A 17902-nucleotide genomic window follows, 5' to 3' on the forward strand; every position below is an offset into this window, starting at 1 on the left:
ATCTCAATAGACCCACACTTCTACGCGCCGGTTCTTCATCCGGCCTTCATCACTATTGGCTGCTACAGGCAAGGCATCGCCCAGCCCTACGATGTCATGGAACATCACGCCACCCTTGTTTAGCTCCCGCCGTACGGCCATGGCGCGTAGCTTGGAGAGCAGCTCGGCTCGCTTCAAGTCTTCCTTTGTATCGCTAAAGCCAATCAGTGCTACCTTCTTGTCGAGCTTGTCATTTTCTCTGAGGTAGGTCATCAGACGTTCGATATCGAGGTTGGCCTTGTTGTCCAGCGTGGCGCTACCCTCAGCGAAGCGAAAATTGACCGAAAGGCGCTGCGCATGGTCGGCAAGCTGACGATAAAACGCTGGCGCATCTGCCGGCACGACGGGCTGGACCGCCAGTACTTCTTGAGCCACGAATCCGCTCTTGCTGACCCATCTTTGCCCCTCCGAACTTTGAGCGTAGCGGATGAAGGCATTTACCCACGGATTTTTCTCGTCGGGTTTGTTATAGAGGAACAGACGACGTGAGAGGGGATAGTCTTCCGTAGCAACGGTGGTAACCGTTGGGGGGAGGGCTAGCGCCGATCCGTCAGAGATCGATACGGCTTTTGCCTTGCCTACAGCAGCCAGTCCGACAAAGCCGATTCCATATGGATCCTGGCTGATAGCGTCGGATAGCTCGTCATTGGATTCGAAACGCGTAGCTGTAGGCGAAAGGCTTTTGCCATGAGAGGACATGACCAGTTCCTTGAAGGTATCAAAGGTGCCTGATTGGTCATCTCTCGCATACAAGTGAACAGGACCTAGTGAACCCCCAATGTCTTTCCAATTCTTCACATCGCCTGAAAAGAGTCGGGCCAACTCATCGGTTGAAAGCGTGGTCAATGGGTTCGCCGCGTTCAGGATGATAGCGATGCCATCAATACCAATGACATGCTCGGATCCGGCATCTCGTGCATTACCCAAGCGCTTGAGTTCGAGTGCCTCGCTGTCCTTGATAGGACGTGAGGCAGCAGCGATATCGGTATCGCCATGAATAAGATCGGCAAAGCCGGTACTCGATCCATGCGCCGCCATATCGATGCGAACCTGATCACCGTTGGCGCGTCTGCCAATAATGATGCGTTCGTTTTCATGACTGCCAGTCCGGCTGTTTATGGTCTCGAACCCTTGTGTCTTGAGAAAGCCTTCGACCATGAGCGGGGAAAGCTGAGCACCGATGGTGTTGGAGCCATGGATACTCAATACCGGTTTGCCATCTGTGCGAAGCGGTAATGGCTGCGCCGCGGTCGACCATGATGAGACGGTGCAAACGATGCCGAGAAGCGCGCTGACAAGAAGACGGCTCCAACGGATGGAATCCTGACGGGCGGAATTCATATTCCTACAGCTACCCTGGAAATGAGACGCGGGCAGCATAAAAGGGAAAAATGACGAAAACGTTACAACGGCAGCTTTTTGCCACTATTGTGTTGTGAAGTGGCCTGCTTGAGCAGACCACTGTATCGCGTCAGGTCAGCTCAACCCAGATAGGGGCATGGTCAGAGGGCTTTTCCATGGCACGGATGTCATAGTCAATACCGGCGTCTTTGAGGCGAGGCTGGGCACCTTGCGAGGCCAGGATCAGATCGATGCGAAGACCTCGCTTGGGCTCCGCTTCAAATCCTTTGCTACGGTAATCAAACCAGCTGAAACGATCCGCAACAATAGGGTTGAGGTGGCGGAAGCTATCAACCAGCCCCCAGTTCTTGAGCTTGGCCAGCCACTCGCGCTCCTCGGGTAGAAAGCTGCATTTGCCGGTACGCAGCCAGCGCTTGGCATTATCGGTACCAATGCCGATATCGCAGTCTTCAGGTGAGATATTGAAATCGCCCATTAGCAGCAGCGGTGTGTTGGTGGAGTAGCGCTGTTCGAGAAGCTGCTGCAGGTCTGCATAGAACTTGGTCTTGGCGGGAAATTTGACAGGATGGTCCCGGCTTTCGCCCTGCGGAAAATAGCCGTTCATAATGACGACCGGCTGGTTGTTATGGTCGGCATAAACGCCATAGATGAAACGTTTCTGGGACTCTTCGCCGTCGTTGGGGAAGCCCTTGTGGATCTCCAGCGGTGCCTGGCGCGAAAGCAGTGCTACGCCATAGTGACCTTTCTGCCCGTGATAGTGAACGTGATAGCCCAACGCCTCGATATCAGCCAGCGGGAACTGGTCATCCGAGACCTTGGTTTCCTGAAGCCCGATAACATCGGGTGCGTGACGTTCGATCAAGGCAGCCAGCTGATGAGGACGTGCTCGCAAACCATTGATATTAAAGCAAACAATCTTCATGGGCGAAGAAGACTCTCGGTAAAATGGCCATCCTAGCGTATAGAACGGCTTCATGACGAGCCTGCTTCGCTGGTATAGCCGATGAACGCCACGACGCTGCGTTTGTCTCACGACCACTCGCCCGGTAGCATCGCGTCATGACTTTTCATCTACGACTCCGACTCAGTATTGCCGGCCTGCTTTTAATGAGCGGCGTCGCCATGGCCCAAGCGGCCGAACTCACCGTGCACGTTACGCCTGATAATCGTGCGCTGCGGGATAACATTTCTGCGTATATAGGCAGCCTTGCCGATCGGGACGCGGTTGCCTTGCAACGGCTGCGGCGTACGGCTGAAGGCCAGGCGGAGCAGGCTGCCCAGGCACTGGGCTACTACCATGCGCAGATTGATAGCCGGGTCGAGACAGGGCAGACGCCTCGGCTGATACTGGATATCCAGACTGGAGAGCCCGTTCGACTGCGCCAGGTAGATATCCGCGTGGAAGGTCCGGCGCGGCAACTCAAGTCATTCAAGTCGCCCGATGGTGCCAATCTGAAGTCTGGCGCTCAGCTCAATCATGGCTTCTATGAAGATGCCAAGACACTGATCCAGAATCAGGCTGCACGTTATGGCTTCTTCAGTGGGTACTTCACCCAGCAGAAATTGATCATCGATCCGCAGGCTGGCTACGCAGACATTGCACTGGTTTACGAAAGCGGACCTCGCTACCGGTTGGGTAACGTGGAATACGAAGGGGATTTTCCATTCGATCAAGACCTGCTCAATCGCATGGTGCCGTTCAAGCCAGACGAGCCCTATGATTCGGAAACCCTTGCTGAGCTTCAGCAGACGCTGCTCCGAAGCGGTTATTTCGACAGCGTGCGCGTCAACGCTATTCCGGCAGATGCCAAAGACCAGACGATTCCGGTCATGGTGAACCTGACTACTCGCAAGCCACGTACGCTGGGGTTGGGGCTTGGCTACTCTACCGACGTCGGCCCGCGTGTTCGCGCAACCTGGGATCGACATTGGCTCAATGCGCAGGGGCATAGCTTGGGCGCGGAGATGGAGCTTTCCGCGCCACGTCAGAACATCGGCGCCTGGTATGACATTCCCGGGCGCGACCCCATCAACGATAAATTCCGTTTGGCGGGGGGATATCAGTATGAAGAAATCGCCGATGACGATTCGCTGAGTCGCCTGCTCACCGTCGGGCCCGAATGGCATCGCAAATTGCCCAGCGGCTGGACACGGGTGCTCTCCCTGAAACTCCAGCGAGAGGAATACCGTCTGGGAGACGATTCGGGTCTATCGACACTGCTCATGCCGGGTGTCGATTATTCCTACCTGCGCAGCGATAACCGGATCGATCCCAGCCATGGTTACCGACTGCAGTTTGGTGTCTCGGCTGCCAAAGAGGGCATCGTGTCCGACGCCAACATGGTGCATGTGACGGCGCTGGCGCGTGGCCTGACTACTTTTGCCGGTGGGCACCGGCTGCTAGGGCGGGTTCAGGTCGGCGGCAACGCCACCAATGGGTACAAGCAGATTCCGCCATCGCTGCGCTTCTTTGCCGGTGGTGATCAGAGCGTCAGGGGTTATGACTACCAGACGCTATCGCCCACGAACTCCGACGGAGACAGAATCGGTGGACGATATATGGTCGCGGGCAGCGTTGAGTACCAGTATCCGCTCAAGGATAAATGGCGACTGGCGACCTTTGTCGACCAGGGGGGAGCGTTCAATGCGCTCGATAATCCGGATATCAAGACCAGTATCGGCCTTGGTATCCGTTGGGTTTCGCCAGTGGGGCCCATACGTGTCGATCTGGCTCATGGCCTTGATGAAGAAGGTGGCTTTCGTTTGCATTTCTCGATGGGGCCGGAATTATGATGCGTGCGCTCAAGATTGTTGGCGCCACGCTGCTGACGGTTGTCGTTGTTCTTGTATTGGGCGTGACCATTTTATTGGGAACCGAGTCTGGAAGCCGTTGGGTGTTGGGCCGGATTCCCGGGCTTGCAGTGGAAGGCTATACGGGTCGACTGGGAGGGCACTGGAAGGCCGACACGCTGACCTGGGCTCAGGCCGGTACGCAGGTTAGGCTGGTGTCTCCTGAGTTCGCTTGGTCGCCTGGTTGCCTGTTCAAGCGAACACTGTGTATCGATACGCTCGTAGCCAGCGAGATCAATCTCGATATGGCGCCCACTGAGGAACAGACGCCCGATGAGGGGCCGGTTACGTTACCTGACCTCAAGCTACCGATAGACGTTCAGCTGGGTGATGTACGCATAGGACGGTTTACGCTCGATGGCAATGAGCAGTTCGCAAACGTCACGCTACGCGCTCATTCTGAAGGTGGCAGCCTGGTCATTGAGCAGCTGGATGCACACCGCGACGACATGATGCTCAGCCTTACCGGGACGTTGCAGCCTTCCGGGCAATGGCCTTTGACGGCGGACGCCAATGCCCGTCTGCCTGCGCCTGACCAGCAGGAGTGGCCACTGACCTTACATGTGGAAGGTGATCTGCAGGGAAGCTTGACTCTTCAGGCCGACAGCAGCGGCTACCTGCCGGGCCGGTTGACAGGCGACGTGCAGCCTTTGGCAGAGGGTGTGCCGGCTTCGCTGCATCTGACGGCCAACGGTTTCAAGCCAACACAGGATCTGCCAAAGACCCTGACGTTCAACGCGCTCGACCTGACTGCAAACGGCACTCTTCAAGATGGATATAAGTTGGTGGGCACGTCTGTACTGCCGGGTGAAGGAGGTGAGGTCGCCCTGAAGCTTGATGGTACCGTTACGGCAGAAGGTGCAGACCTTAAAGGACTGACGCTTGATGCGGGGCAGCAGCGTAAAGTCGTCTTGAGCGGCAAAGCAGGCTGGTCGGAAGGACTCAATGCGAATGCCACTATCAACTGGAATGAGTTCCCATGGCGTCGTTTGTATCCTGAGATCGAGGAACCGCCCGTAGCGCTGCGTCGACTGAAAGGTGAAGTTCAGTACACCGATGAGCGCTATATCGGAAATGTGGACGCTGCACTAACGGGGCCTGCCGGTGATTTCACGCTAGTGACGCCGTTTACAGGTGATCTCACAGAGATCAATTTGCCGTCGCTGGATCTGCATGCCGGGCAAGGACGTGCCGAGGGGCAGGTGAATGTCCGGTTTGCTGATGGCATTGGTTGGAAGGCGAACCTGAACCTCAGCCAGTTTAATCCTGCATTTTGGGTCGCCCAGCTGCCTGGCAATCTGGGCGGACCGCTACGCAGTGAAGGAGAAATCAAGGGTGAGCAGCTGCGTGTAACGGCTGATCTGGGACTGCAGGGACAGCTGAGAGGTCAACCTGCTCAGCTGGCAGCACAGGCGCGTGGTCAGGATAAGCAATGGGATCTTGATAACCTGACTGTCCGTCTGGGCAGTAATCGCATTCAGGGAAGCGGTCAGCTGGCCGAGCAATGGAAAGGGCACCTGGATATCGACTTGCCTCGTCTCGGCCAGTTATGGCCTGGTCTGGCTGGCGCCATTAATGGAAAAGTGGATTTGCGCGGAACTCAGCAGGCGCCGCAAGGGGAGCTGGTGTTGAATGGGCGAGAGGTTGCCTATCAAACCAACCGGCTGACGGCCTTGAGCCTTAAAGGTACGCTTGATGCGCGTCAGCAGGGACGAATCCAGCTATTAACCTCCGGTGTGCGTGCAGGCACTAGCGACATTGGACGTGTGACGCTCGATGGACAGGGTAACCGTTATCAGCAGGCAGTCACGCTTGATGTAAAAGGGCCGCTGGCAAATCTGGCGCTTGCCCTGGAGGGTACGCTCGATGATGCGATGAACTGGCGAGGGCGGCTTACTCGAGGTGCTGTCCAGAGTGGTCCCCAGGACTGGCGCCTGCAAAACCCTGCAAGCCTTGAGCGTCTGGCAAACGGGCAACTGACGCTTGGCCAGCACTGCTGGCTATCAGGTAAAGCCTCGCTCTGTGGGGAAGACCAGCGCCTGATGCCGGAACCACGGCTACGCTACCATCTGCGCAACTTTGACCTTGCCGGACTGGCACCTTTCCTGCCCGAGGATTTTGGCTGGCAAGGTGCGCTTAATGCTGATATCCGTCTTGATCTTCCTGAGAGCGGGCCAGACGGCACGGTTACAGTCGACGCAGGCACAGGGACGCTAAGAGCACGTAACGCCGACGGCCAGTGGGCAGACTTTGCCTATGACACGCTCAAGCTCAATAGTACGTTGCGCCCCGATGATGTGCGTGTCTCATTGGATTTTAATGGCCCGCAGCTTGGCAACCTCACCCTGAATGCACAGATTGATCCACGACCTGATGACAAGCCTGTTTCAGGGCGCTTCGATCTGCGCGGGTTGAATGTAGCCATTGCCAAAGGTTTTGTTTCAGGTATTGAGCAGCTGGACGGCAGGATCGATGGTAGCGGTCAGGTAAGCGGTACGCTGCTTCAACCTTCGATCAATGGCCGGATCGATTTGAGCAATGGTCAGGTCGGGGGTGGCATTGTTCCAACCCGTCTTCAGGATCTTCGGCTGACTGCTCTGATTGCCGGGAACCAAGCGAACGTGAGTGGTGGATGGCGCAGCGGCGAGCGCGGCCAGGGTAATGTGAGTGGAGCGATATCCTGGGCTGATGGATTGGATATGAATGTCGCCGTACGTGGCGATCGTCTTCCTGTTGTGGTTGAGCCCTATGCTAACCTTATCGTGGCGCCTGACCTGAATATTGTCATGCAGAACGGTAGTCTGGCGCTCAAGGGTACGGTTCGCGTGCCGCGCGGTGCCATTACGGTTCGGGAGTTGCCACCGTCTACCGTCAAGGTTTCCAATGATGCGGTAATCGTTGGACAGGAAGCGCCTGCGCCCAAGCAGGAGACCCAGCTGTCCATGGATGTAAATGTACTGGTGGGCCAGGACAAGCTCACGTTTTCAGGGTTCGGTCTGACTGCCAACCTTGAAGGGAACGTGCATATTGGTGACAACCTGGATACGCGCGGTGAAGTTCGTTTAATGGATGGTCGCTACCGTGCTTACGGTCAGCGACTGACTATTCGGCGGGCGCGTATATTCTTCCAGGGTCCGATCGCTCAACCGTTCCTGGATGTGGAAGCAGTACGTGTCGTGGATGACGTAACCGCAGGGTTACGTTTGTCAGGTCTGGCCGATCAGCCACGCGTCGAGGTGTTTTCTGACCCTACTATGGGCCAGGAGCAAGCCTTGGCCTATATTGTTCTAGGGCGCCCGCTGACCAACAACGACGAAGGCGAGAACAACATGTTGGGGCAGGCCGCGCTTGCGCTGGGCCTTGCCGGAGGGTCATCCACGGCGGGTGAGCTGGCGCAGCGTTTGGGCGTACAGAACTTTCAGCTGGATACCGAAGGGACAGGCGACAAGACCAGTGTCGTTGCGTCAGGCAATATTACCGACCGCTTGGCGCTTCGATACGGTGTAGGCGTCTTCGAGCCGGCCAATACGGTCGCCTTGCGTTATCAGCTTACCAAGCAGCTGTATCTTGAAGCAGCCAGTGGTATTGCCAGCTCATTGGATTTCTTCTACAAGCGAGACTTCTAACCCGCCAGGGTTGCCCGATCGTATTGGCGGGCAACAGGGTAACGCTTGGGTAGTGACCCGTTAGTGCACGGTAGGGGTGATTTGCAATAAACAGGTCTTCAGACTTTAAAGCCTGAGGTGAAGCGTGTTTACTTGATGTTCCATTCAATTGTAGGAAACAGGTCATGACAGAAGTCACTCTTCGCGGTAATCCGGTTCAGATTGAAGGTACTCTGCCTCAGGCGGGTCAGTCCGCACCGGCATTCAGCCTGGTCAATGGCGATCTGGCCGATACCACGCTGGAAAGCTTTGCCGGCAAGCGCAAGGTGCTGAACATTTTCCCAAGTGTGGATACCCCGACCTGTGCCATGTCGGTTCGCAAGTTCAATACCGAAGCCGCCAAGCTGGAAAACACCGTGATCCTGTGCGTGTCAGCTGACTTGCCGTTTGCCCAGAAGCGTTTCTGCGGTGCGGAAGGCATCGAAAATGTAATCAACCTATCCACGCTGCGTGGTCGCGAGTTTCTGAAAGACTACGGTGTTGCTATCGCGTCCGGCCCCTTGGCGGGTCTTGCCGCACGTGCGGTAGTGATTCTGGATGAAAATAATAAGGTGCTTTATAGCGAACTGGTGCCTGAAATTGGGCAGGAGCCCAACTACGAAGCGGCTATCGCAGCGCTGAAATAAGGTAGAAGAAAAGCACTCGGGCCTCGATCAAGGCCCGGGTGCTGATGCATGAAGTCGATGCGCTTCGAGATGTAACAAGGCAAGGCAGAATCCAACGTTCCGTCATACTCTTATGACATTCTGGCGGCAGTGTATTGCTTGCTGCTCCGCACCATTCAATCCTGTATGTAAACAACGCGTAAATCCGCTTGGCCTGATGAAGGCTGCGGCTTACCGTTATCTTTCCGAAACTTATTGCTGTGGCGTTCATGAGCGATTCCCTCAATTCCAAACCTTCTCGCTCCAAATTTTCTTTATTGATTGCTGTTGTGGTAGTGGCGGTTGGCGCTGTAGCTGCATGGCATTTTCTAGGTAAATCGCCTGAACAGGCAGGGCCTACCGGTCGTAACGCTGCTCAAACTGAGCAGAAAGGGCCGGCTGGAGCCGGACGCCGTGGTTCCATGGCTCCAACAGACATGATCGTGAGCACTGGAAAGGCCGAAAAAACGACGCTTTCGGTTTACCTCAATGCATTGGGCACGGTAACGGCCTACAACACGGTTGAAGTTCATGCCCGTGTCGACGGTCAGTTGGCCAAGGTACTGTTTACTGAAGGGCAGGAGGTGAAGGCCGGGGACGTACTGGCTGTCATCGATCAGCGGCCTTATCAGGCGGCGCTGGCACAAGCCCAGGGCACCTTGCAGGAGAATCAGGCTCAGCTGAAGAATGCACAGATCGATCTGGAGCGTTATCGCCAGCTCTTCAAGGAAGACTCAGTAGCCAAGCAGACACTGGATACACAGCAGGCGCTGGTTGCTCAGTATCAGGGAACCATCAAGAACAGCGAAGCGCAGGTGGCCGATGCCAGACTGAACCTGACCTTTACCGAAGTACGGGCTCCCATCAGCGGCCGGTTGGGTCTTCGTCAGGTGGACGTGGGTAATCTGGTGGCTAGCGGTGACACTACGCCGATCGTAACCATTACCCAAACCAAGCCTATTGCCCTGACATTCAGCCTGCCTGAGGATCAGCTCAGCACGGTGCGTCGCCAGATGGCGACCGGAAAGCCGCTGGCCGTAGAGGCATGGGACCGCGGGCGAAACAGGGTTCTGGCAACGGGTACGCTGGTAACGGTGGACAACCAGATCGATACCAGCACGGGCACGGTCAAGTTCAAGGCTCGCTTCGATAATCAGGATGAGTCGCTGTTTCCCAATCAGTTCGTTAATGTCCGCTTGCATGCGCTGGAGCTGAGCGGTGTCATTGTCATTCCGATCTCGGCCATTCAACGTAACGACGAAGGGCCTTACGTTTTTGTCGTTGGCGAAGGCAATAAGGTTGCGACGCGTAAAGTCAGCCTGGGCGAGATACAGGGCGAGCAGGTAGAGGTCCGCTCAGGCCTGAATGCCGGTGAAACTGTTGTGACAGAAGGACTCGATCGCCTGCGTGACGGCCAGACAGTCAAGGTTACTCAGCCTATTACGGAAACTGCGCCCAAGTCAGATCCGGACGCCAATGAGGCCACGTTAGGCGGCGGAGCCGGTGAATGAACCCGTCTCGTCTTTTTATCCTTCGGCCGGTAGCGACCACCTTATTGATGGTCGCTGTTCTGCTGGCCGGTATTATTGCTTACCGGTTGTTGCCTGTAGCCTCGCTGCCAGAAGTTGATTATCCCACCATTCAGGTCAAGACCCTTTATCCGGGAGCCAGCCCTGAAATCATGAACTCAGGCGTGACCGCGCCGTTGGAGTCAGAGTTAGGGGAGATTCCTGGGCTGGAGGAGATGTCTTCCACCAGCTCTGGAGGCGCCTCTGTCATAACGCTGCGGTTCAGTCTGGACAGTAATCTGGATGTGGCGGAGCAGGAAGTACAGGCGGCGATCAACTCCGCCAATAACCTGCTGCCCAACGACCTGCCGCAGCCGCCGATCTTTAGCAAAGTCAATCCGGCCGACACCCCGATTCTGACATTGGCAGTCACCAGCAGCAGCCTGCCCTTGCCCAAGATTCAGGACTTGGTGGAAACCCGCCTGGCGCAGAAGATTGCTCAGGTCAGTGGCGTCGGTATGGTTAGCCTATCCGGCGGGCAGCGTCCTGCTGTTCGGATTCAGGCCAATCCTACTGCATTAGCGGCCTATGGTTTGAGTCTGGAAAATCTGCGGACCGCCATCGCTAACAACAACCAGAACGGGCCGAAGGGAAGCTTTGACGGACCGACACGCTCATCGACACTGGACGCGAATGATCAGTTGCAATCAGCCGATGAGTACAAAAACCTCGTCATTGCCTATCAGAACGGTGCGCCTGTACGGCTGAAAGACGTTGCGTTGGCAATCGATGGGGCTGAGAACAACAAGCTGGCTGCCTGGGCCAACGACACTCCTGCAGTCATTCTGAACGTTCAGCGGCAGCCCGGCGCCAATGTCATTCAGGTTGTGGATCAGATCAAGCGGCTACTGCCAACCCTGCAGGAGACCTTGCCGGAAAACCTGGATGTGATGGTGCTGACGGATCGCACAACCACTATCCGAGCATCGGTCCGTGATGTTCAGTTCGAACTGGTGCTGGCCATAGGACTGGTGGTCATGGTGACTTTCCTGTTCCTGCGCAACGTCTCGGCGACGCTGATTCCCAGCGTCGCTGTACCGTTGTCGTTGGTTGGTACGTTTGGAGTCATGTACCTGGCTGGCTTTTCCATCAACAACCTGTCGTTGATGGCACTGACGATCGCTACCGGCTTCGTCATTGACGATGCCATTGTCATGGTCGAAAACATTGCCCGCTATCTGGAGGAGGGAGAATCGCCACTTGAGGCTGCACTCAAAGGCTCAAAGCAGGTAGGTTTCACGATCATCTCGCTGACCTTCTCGCTGATCGCCGTACTGATCCCGCTTCTGTTCATGAGTGACATTGCCGGGCGGCTGTTCCGTGAGTTTGCCATTACGCTGGCTGTTTCCATTCTGATTTCCTGCGTGGTTTCGTTGACCCTCACACCGATGCTCAGTGCGAAACTGTTGCGCCATGTGCCGGAAGACAAGCAGAGCGCATTCTCGCGCAAGGCCGGAGCCGTTATCGACGGGATGATCCATCGATACGCTACAGGTTTGCGGTGGGTTCTTCGGCATCAACCGCTAACACTGATGGTTGCCATCGGTACGCTGGTGCTGACCGCGGTGCTTTATCTCTTCATGCCGAAGGGGTTTTTCCCGCTTCAGGACACAGGCCTGATTCAGGGAATTTCCGAAGGCCCGCAAAGCATGTCCTTTGAAGGGATGGCCAAGCGGCAACAGGCGCTGGCTTCGATCATCATGCAGGACCCTGCGGTCGACAGTCTGTCATCGTTTATCGGAGTTGATGGTGATAATCCGACCCTCAATACCGGGCGCATGTTGATCAACTTAAAGCCTCATGATGCCCGAGATGTATCTGCCTCGGAGATCATTACACGCCTTCAGGACCAGATGGCCGATTTGCCTGACATGAAGCTTTATCTGCAGCCGGTACAGGATCTGACGGTGGAAGATCAGGTTAGTCGTACGCAATACCAGTTCCGTCTGGTCGACTCGAGTCTGGAAACGCTCAAGACTTGGGTTCCAAAGCTGGTCGAGCATTTGCAGACGCTACCGCAGCTGACGGAAGTTGCCAGTGACTTGCAACCGCGCGGCCTGCAGGCCTATATCAGCGTTGATCGGGATAACGCGTCTCGGCTGGGCGTGAGCCTGAGCGATGTTGACAGCGCATTGTACAATGCGTTTGGTCAGCGCCTGGTTTCAACCATCTTTACTCAGTCCAACCAGTACCGGGTCGTACTGGAAGTGGGGCCGCAGTTCCAGCTGGGACCGCAGGCGCTGACGCAGATCTACGTGCCAAGCTCCACGACGACCACTACCAACGGCACGACCACTACAACCAGTGGGCAGGTGCCGCTATCGGCCATCGCCCATGTAGAGGAACGCAATACCCTTCTAGCGATCAACCATGCCGGGCAGCTACCCGCCGCGACAGTTTCCTTCAACTTGGCCAAAGGTGTATCGCTGGGTGAGGCTGTGGAAGCGATCCGTCAGGCGGAGCAGGATCTCAAGATGCCGGCAACTGTTGATACCCATTTCCAGGGTGCAGCGCTGGCGTTCGAGTCTTCCCTATCGAGCACGCTACTGCTGATTCTGGCCGCAGTGGTCACCATGTACATTGTGCTGGGAATTCTTTATGAGAGCTTTATCCATCCCGTCACGATTCTATCGACGCTGCCTTCGGCCGGGGTAGGAGCGTTGCTGGCACTCTGGATTGCTGGGCAGGACATCGGCATGGTGGCCATCATCGGCATCATTCTCCTGATCGGTATCGTTAAGAAGAACGCCATCATGATGATCGACTTTGCCCTTGAAGCCGAGCGGGAAGAGGGTAAAGCACCGGAGGAGGCTATCTACCAGGCCTGTCTGCTGCGCTTCCGGCCGATCCTGATGACTACCATGGCTGCCTTGCTGGGCGCCTTGCCATTGATGTTGGCCAGTGGTGCAGGCGCCGAGCTGCGCCAGCCGCTGGGTATTGCGATGGTAGGCGGTCTTCTGGTTAGCCAGCTGCTGACCTTGTTTACCACTCCGGTCATTTACCTGGCGTTTGGCCGGTTAGCCACACGATTCAACGGCTGGCGCTATCGGCATAACCTGGATTTCTCCGGGGAAATCCGATGAATTTTTCGGCACTGTTCATTCGGCGACCGGTTGCGACTTTGTTGTTGACGCTGGCTATCGTGCTATCCGGTTGGCTGTCTTTCGGTTTGCTGCCGGTTGCACCGCTGCCACAGGTGGATTTTCCTACCATTGTGGTCAGCGGCACTCTGGCAGGAGCCAGTCCCGAGACCATGGCCTCTTCAGTGGCTACACCTCTGGAACGCTCACTGGGACGTATTTCAGGCATTACTGAAATGACGTCCACCAGCTCTCAAGGCAGTACCACCATCATCATCCAGTTCGATCTGGACAAGAACATCGATGGTGCCGCGCGTGAGGTTCAGGCTGCCATCAATGCGGCGGTGCCGTCGTTGCCCACGGGAATGCCCAGCAATCCGACCTACCGTAAGATCAATCCGGCCGATATGCCCATCATGGTATTGGCGCTCACGTCGGATAAGCTGGACAAGGGTAAGCTTTATGATCTGGCATCCAATACGGTCGCCCTCAAACTGGCCTCGGCCAAAGGGGTCGGTCAGGTCAGCGTAGGCGGCAGTTCGTCGCCTGCCGTGCGGATCGATCTGAACCCGGACGCGCTCAACCATTACGGCTTGTCTCTAGACGATGTTCGTACCGCGATCAATGCGGCCAATTCCAATTCGCCTAAAGGCGCATTTGAGTACGGCGATCTGCATTGGCAAATCGACGCCAATTCCCGGTTGAACAAGGCGAGTGACTATCGACCGCTCATCATTCGCACCCGTAATGGTCAAGTGGCGCGCCTGGACGATGTAGCCACCATTACCGATTCAGTCGAAGACACCCGCAACCTTGGTTTCTCCAATAATTCTCCGGCGGTGCTCATTCTGATTTCACGGCAGGCCGGCGCCAATATCATCGAAACCATCGACGGTATCCGGGAGCAGTTGCCAACGCTACAGGAGACATTGGGCAAGGACGTCACGCTGAGCATCATGGATGACCGTAGCCCCGGCATTCGCGATTCGCTGCATGAAGCCGAGTTTACGCTGATCATTTCCATCGCCCTGGTCATTCTGGTGGTATACCTGTTTCTGCGGGACATTCGTGCGACATTGATCCCCAGCATTGCCGTACCAATCTCTCTGGTGGGCACCTTTGCGGTGATGTATCTGTGCGGGTTTTCGCTCAATAACCTGTCGCTCATGGCGTTGATCGTCTGTACCGGGTTTGTGGTCGACGATGCCATTGTGGTGGTGGAGTATATTGCTCGCCGGATCGAAGAGGGCGAGAAGCCTTATCAGGCCGCGTTGTTGGGCGCGCGCGAGGTAGGGTTCACGGTTCTTTCCATGAGCCTGTCGCTGGTGGCGGTCTTTCTGCCGATTCTGTTGCTGACGGGCATTATCGGTCGCCTGTTCCGCGAATTTGCAGTGACGCTATCGGTTGCTGTCCTTGTGTCGATGGTCGTATCGCTGACGCTTACGCCGATGCTGTGCGCCAGGCTTCTCAGGGCGCACCGGCCCCGCAAGGAAACGCCTGTAGAGCAAAAGACAAGTCGTTTGGTTGCGGCAATGTCCCGGTATTATCGGGCAAGCCTTGCCTGGGCGCTGGATCACTCGTTTCTCATGCTGTTGATTCTAATCGCCACGATTGCGCTCAACTTTTATCTGTATGCCGTAGTACCCAAGGGTTTTCTGCCGGATCAGGATACCGGCCGCCTGCGTGGCTATGCCGTGGCGGATCAGGGAATCTCCTTCAGTGGGATGCAGAGCAAGATGGAGGCTTATCGGAAAGTGCTCATGGCCGATCCGGCGGTCGACAATGTGCTGGGCTTTACCGGAGGTCGAGGGCCTGGCGGTTCATCCACCAATAGCGGGTCGTTTTTCATTACGCTCAAGGATATCTCCCAGCGCGATCCAGTCGAGACCGTCGCCATGCGGCTGCGCAAAGCCGCGGCAGCTCAGGTGCCTGGTGCCAACCTCTTCCTGGTGGCGTCACAAGACTTTCGCGCCGGAGGGCGGGAAGGAAATGGTGCCTATCAGTTCACGGTCAAAAGTGACGACCTGGAGCTTTTGCGTACCTGGAATCCACGGATAGAGGCTGCTCTTCGAAAGGTCTCGCAGATCATTTCCGTGAACAGTGATTCACAAGATAAAGGGGTTGAGTTGTCGCTGGACATCGATCGCGACACGGCCAGCCGGTACGGCGTCGACATTCAGATGATTAATGCCGTCTTGAACAACTCGTTCTCGCAGCGGCAAATCTCGACCATGTATGAAGACCGCAACCAGTACCACGTTGTGCTGGGTGTGGGTGATCAGTACAGGCAGAGTGTGGACGTCCTGAGCCAAGTGTATGTAGTCACCAGCGAGGGTAATCGTGTCCCGCTTTCCAGCTTCACTCGTTATCGGTTCAGTAACGCTCCGCTGCGGGTTGCCCATGACGGTCAGTTTGCCGCGTCGACGTTTTCCTTCGATCTCGCGCCTGATGTAAGTATCAGTCAGGCCAGGGATGCGATCCGTGACGCGATCAAGCCGTTGAAGCTGCCGATTGGATTACAGACGGCGTTTGCGGGAAATGCCAGCATGGCGCAGCAGTCCCAGAGCGCTATGCCCCTGATTATTGTGGCTGCCCTGGTTGCGGTGTATATCGTGCTGGGTATGTTGTATGAAAGCTACATCCATCCACTGACGATTCTGTCGACGCTGCCTTCGGCGGGCGTTGGAGCTTTGCTGGCGCTGCAGCTCTTCAATACGCCGTTCACCTTGATCGCACTTATTGGCGTAATCCTCCTCATCGGGATCGTCAAGAAGAATGCCATCATGATTGTGGACTCTGCGCTGGATGCCGAGCGGCGTCTGGGGCTGGCGCCTCGCGAGGCGATTTTGGATGGCTGCGTCAGACGTTTCCGACCAATCATGATGACCACGCTGGCTGCAGTTCTTGGCGCCTTGCCCTTGCTTCTGGGCATGGGCGGTGATGCGCCGCTGCGTCGGCCGCTGGGGATCACCATCATTGGTGGCTTGATTGGCAGTCAGTTGCTGACGTTATATACCACTCCCGTTATCTACCTGTATCTGGACCGTCTGCGACACTGGTTTAACCGCCGTTGGGCGGGACGCCGAGCAGGCTCGCGCACGCATGCGCCCATGGAGAAATCATCATGATGTCGTTTTCAGCTCGTCCCCATTACCTGGGACTTGCCCTTGCCTTAGCCGTGGGTGGCTGCACAGTGGGACCAGATTACCAGCGACCCCAGGTCACTACGCCCATCGCATTTAAGCATGCTGAAGGTTGGCAGATGGCCAAGCCCAGCGATGCCATCAAGCGGGGGCAATGGTGGGAGGTGTATGGAGACAGCACCCTTGATGGTCTGATGCAGCGCCTGGAGAACTCCAACCAGACACTGGCCCAGTATGAAGCCCAGTATCGCCAGGCACGCGCTCTGGTACGCCAAGCACGCGCCTCCTTCCTTCCCGCGGTAACCGGAAGCGCTGGCGCAACACGCTCGGGGCAGGGGGGTGGAAGCAGTTCGAGTTATCAGTATCAGACGTCAACAGGAACGACCGTCACATTGCCACAAGGCACCAGCAGCGCCACTACTGCCAACAGCTACACCACCAGTCTTGGTGTCAGCTGGGAGCTTGACCTGTGGGGAAGCATTCGCCGCAGCGTGGAATCCCAAACAGGATCGGCGCAAGCCAGCGTGGCCGAGTTGGCGTCTACCAAGTTGAGTCTGCAATCGGAGCTGGCACAGAACTATTTGCAATTGAGGGTTCTGGATGCCCAGCAACGGCTCCTGGATGCTACGGTGCAGGCCTATGAGCGGTCACTACGGGTCACCGAAAACCAGTATCGCGCCGGTATGACTACGCGTTCGGACGTTGCCCAAGCTACGACCCAGCTCAAAAGTACCCAGGCTGATGCCATTGATCTCAAGTACCAGCGTGCGCAGCTGGAAAATGCGATTGCTGTGTTGATTGGTGTCCCGCCATCTGAGTTCAGTCTGGCGGCAGTGGAGACAGTACCGACCGTGCCCGGCATCCCTGCCAGCGTGCCGTCCGAGCTGTTGCAGCGTCGTCCGGATATTGCTCAGGCTGAGCGGCAGGTAATGTCTGCCAATGCCCAGATCGGTGTTGCCAAGGCGGCATATTACCCGACGCTTTCCCTGACAGCCTCGGGCGGTTATCGAAACAGCCAGTGGGGTAATCTGGTCAGCACCCCTAACCGTTATTGGTCCATCGGGCCGGCATTCGATCTGACATTGTTTGACTTCGGTGCACGCCGTGCACAGGTCGAGCAGGCTGAAGCATCTTATGATCAGACTGTTGCCCAATATCGTCAGGCGGTACTCAACGGTTTCAAGGAAGTCGAAGATTACTTGGTTGAGTTGGACGTTCTTAATCAGGAGTCCGGTGTAAGGCAGGAGGCACTGGATTCGGCGCGGGAGTCGTTGCGTCTGGCAGAAAATCAGTACCGTGCAGGTCTGATCGATTATCTAAACGTAGTAACGCTGCAAACCACGGCATTAAACAACGAACGCACCAACCTGACGTTGTTGGGTAGTCGTCTGGTTACCAGCGTTCAGTTGATTGCTGCAATGGGTGGTGGCTGGGATGCCGTTGAGCTTCAGCAGGATCCGCTCGCCAGGAGTGAGCCGTAACAAGAAAAAGCCCGTGGCCCAAGGAGCAGGGAAAGCCGCGGGCCAGGGCGACATCGTCGCCCCTAACCGA

The 17902-nt window shown here is 56.4% G+C and carries 9 protein-coding genes; 7 read left to right on the forward strand and 2 right to left on the reverse strand.

Translation table 11 applies throughout. From position 1 onward, the window contains the following. Positions 1-3 precede the first annotated feature (3 nt). Together GM154_RS15245 and xthA are read right to left on the reverse strand one after the other, a co-directional pair. Complete coding sequence (locus tag GM154_RS15245; RefSeq protein WP_219652671.1) at positions 4-1380, reverse strand: phosphate ABC transporter substrate-binding/OmpA family protein; 1377 nt, start codon at positions 1378-1380, stop codon at positions 4-6. A gap of 130 nt (positions 1381-1510) precedes the next feature. Beyond that, a complete protein-coding gene (gene xthA, locus GM154_RS15250; protein ID WP_219652771.1) occupies positions 1511-2323 on the reverse strand; it encodes an exodeoxyribonuclease III in 813 nt (270 codons plus the stop codon). Positions 2324-2460: 137 nt separating this feature from the next. Here xthA and GM154_RS15255 point away from each other — a divergent pair, with 137 nt between their 5' ends. The 7 genes from GM154_RS15255 to GM154_RS15285 all read left to right on the forward strand — a co-directional run bounded on the left by GM154_RS15255 (position 2461) and on the right by GM154_RS15285 (position 17832). Next, entirely contained in the window at positions 2461-4194 is a 1734-nt protein-coding gene (locus tag GM154_RS15255; RefSeq protein ID WP_219652672.1) for an autotransporter assembly complex family protein, read from the forward strand. Further along, positions 4194-7877, forward strand: coding sequence for a translocation/assembly module TamB domain-containing protein (locus GM154_RS15260; protein ID WP_219652673.1), 3684 nt, complete (start codon positions 4194-4196; stop codon positions 7875-7877). Before GM154_RS15255 ends, GM154_RS15260 begins: the two co-directional genes overlap by 1 nt. A gap of 164 nt (positions 7878-8041) precedes the next feature. Next, positions 8042-8542 (forward strand): thiol peroxidase, encoded by a 501-nt coding sequence (tpx, locus tag GM154_RS15265; RefSeq protein ID WP_010798387.1) that lies wholly within the window; start codon positions 8042-8044, stop codon positions 8540-8542. A 248-nt stretch (positions 8543-8790) separates the two neighbouring features. Further along, a complete protein-coding gene (locus tag GM154_RS15270) occupies positions 8791-10071 on the forward strand; it encodes an MdtA/MuxA family multidrug efflux RND transporter periplasmic adaptor subunit (protein ID WP_219652674.1) in 1281 nt (426 codons plus the stop codon). Next, positions 10068-13211 carry an MdtB/MuxB family multidrug efflux RND transporter permease subunit gene (locus tag GM154_RS15275; protein ID WP_219652675.1) on the forward strand — a complete coding sequence of 1048 codons (3144 nt, stop codon included), beginning with the start codon at positions 10068-10070 and terminating at the stop codon, positions 13209-13211. Before GM154_RS15270 ends, GM154_RS15275 begins: the two co-directional genes overlap by 4 nt. Then, the gene (locus GM154_RS15280) at positions 13208-16336 is read left to right on the forward strand and encodes a multidrug efflux RND transporter permease subunit (RefSeq protein WP_150347340.1); all 3129 of its coding nucleotides are present in this window, start codon (positions 13208-13210) and stop codon (positions 16334-16336) included. The genes GM154_RS15275 and GM154_RS15280 overlap by 4 nt, the downstream gene beginning before the upstream one ends. Further along, a complete protein-coding gene (locus GM154_RS15285; RefSeq protein ID WP_219652676.1) occupies positions 16333-17832 on the forward strand; it encodes an efflux transporter outer membrane subunit in 1500 nt (499 codons plus the stop codon). The genes GM154_RS15280 and GM154_RS15285 overlap by 4 nt, the downstream gene beginning before the upstream one ends. Positions 17833-17902: the final 70 nt, after the last annotated feature.

Source organism: Pseudomonas sp. MAG002Y (assembly GCF_019400845.1).
Taxonomy (GTDB): Bacteria; Pseudomonadota; Gammaproteobacteria; order Pseudomonadales; family Pseudomonadaceae; genus Chryseomonas; species Chryseomonas luteola.

Excerpts from the sequence above, each read along its gene's own strand:
- GM154_RS15245 (WP_219652671.1), bottom strand. The coding sequence starts at position 1,380 with ATGAATTCCGCCCGTCAGGATTCCATCCGTTGGAGCCGTCTTCTTGTC.
- xthA (WP_219652771.1), bottom strand. The coding sequence starts at position 2,323 with ATGAAGATTGTTTGCTTTAATATCAATGGTTTGCGAGCACGTCCTCAT.
- GM154_RS15255 (WP_219652672.1), top strand. The coding sequence starts at position 2,461 with ATGACTTTTCATCTACGACTCCGACTCAGTATTGCCGGCCTGCTTTTA.
- GM154_RS15260 (WP_219652673.1), top strand. The coding sequence starts at position 4,194 with ATGCGTGCGCTCAAGATTGTTGGCGCCACGCTGCTGACGGTTGTCGTT.
- tpx (WP_010798387.1), top strand. The coding sequence starts at position 8,042 with ATGACAGAAGTCACTCTTCGCGGTAATCCGGTTCAGATTGAAGGTACT.
- GM154_RS15270 (WP_219652674.1), top strand. The coding sequence starts at position 8,791 with ATGAGCGATTCCCTCAATTCCAAACCTTCTCGCTCCAAATTTTCTTTA.
- GM154_RS15275 (WP_219652675.1), top strand. The coding sequence starts at position 10,068 with ATGAACCCGTCTCGTCTTTTTATCCTTCGGCCGGTAGCGACCACCTTA.
- GM154_RS15280 (WP_150347340.1), top strand. The coding sequence starts at position 13,208 with ATGAATTTTTCGGCACTGTTCATTCGGCGACCGGTTGCGACTTTGTTG.
- GM154_RS15285 (WP_219652676.1), top strand. The coding sequence starts at position 16,333 with ATGATGTCGTTTTCAGCTCGTCCCCATTACCTGGGACTTGCCCTTGCC.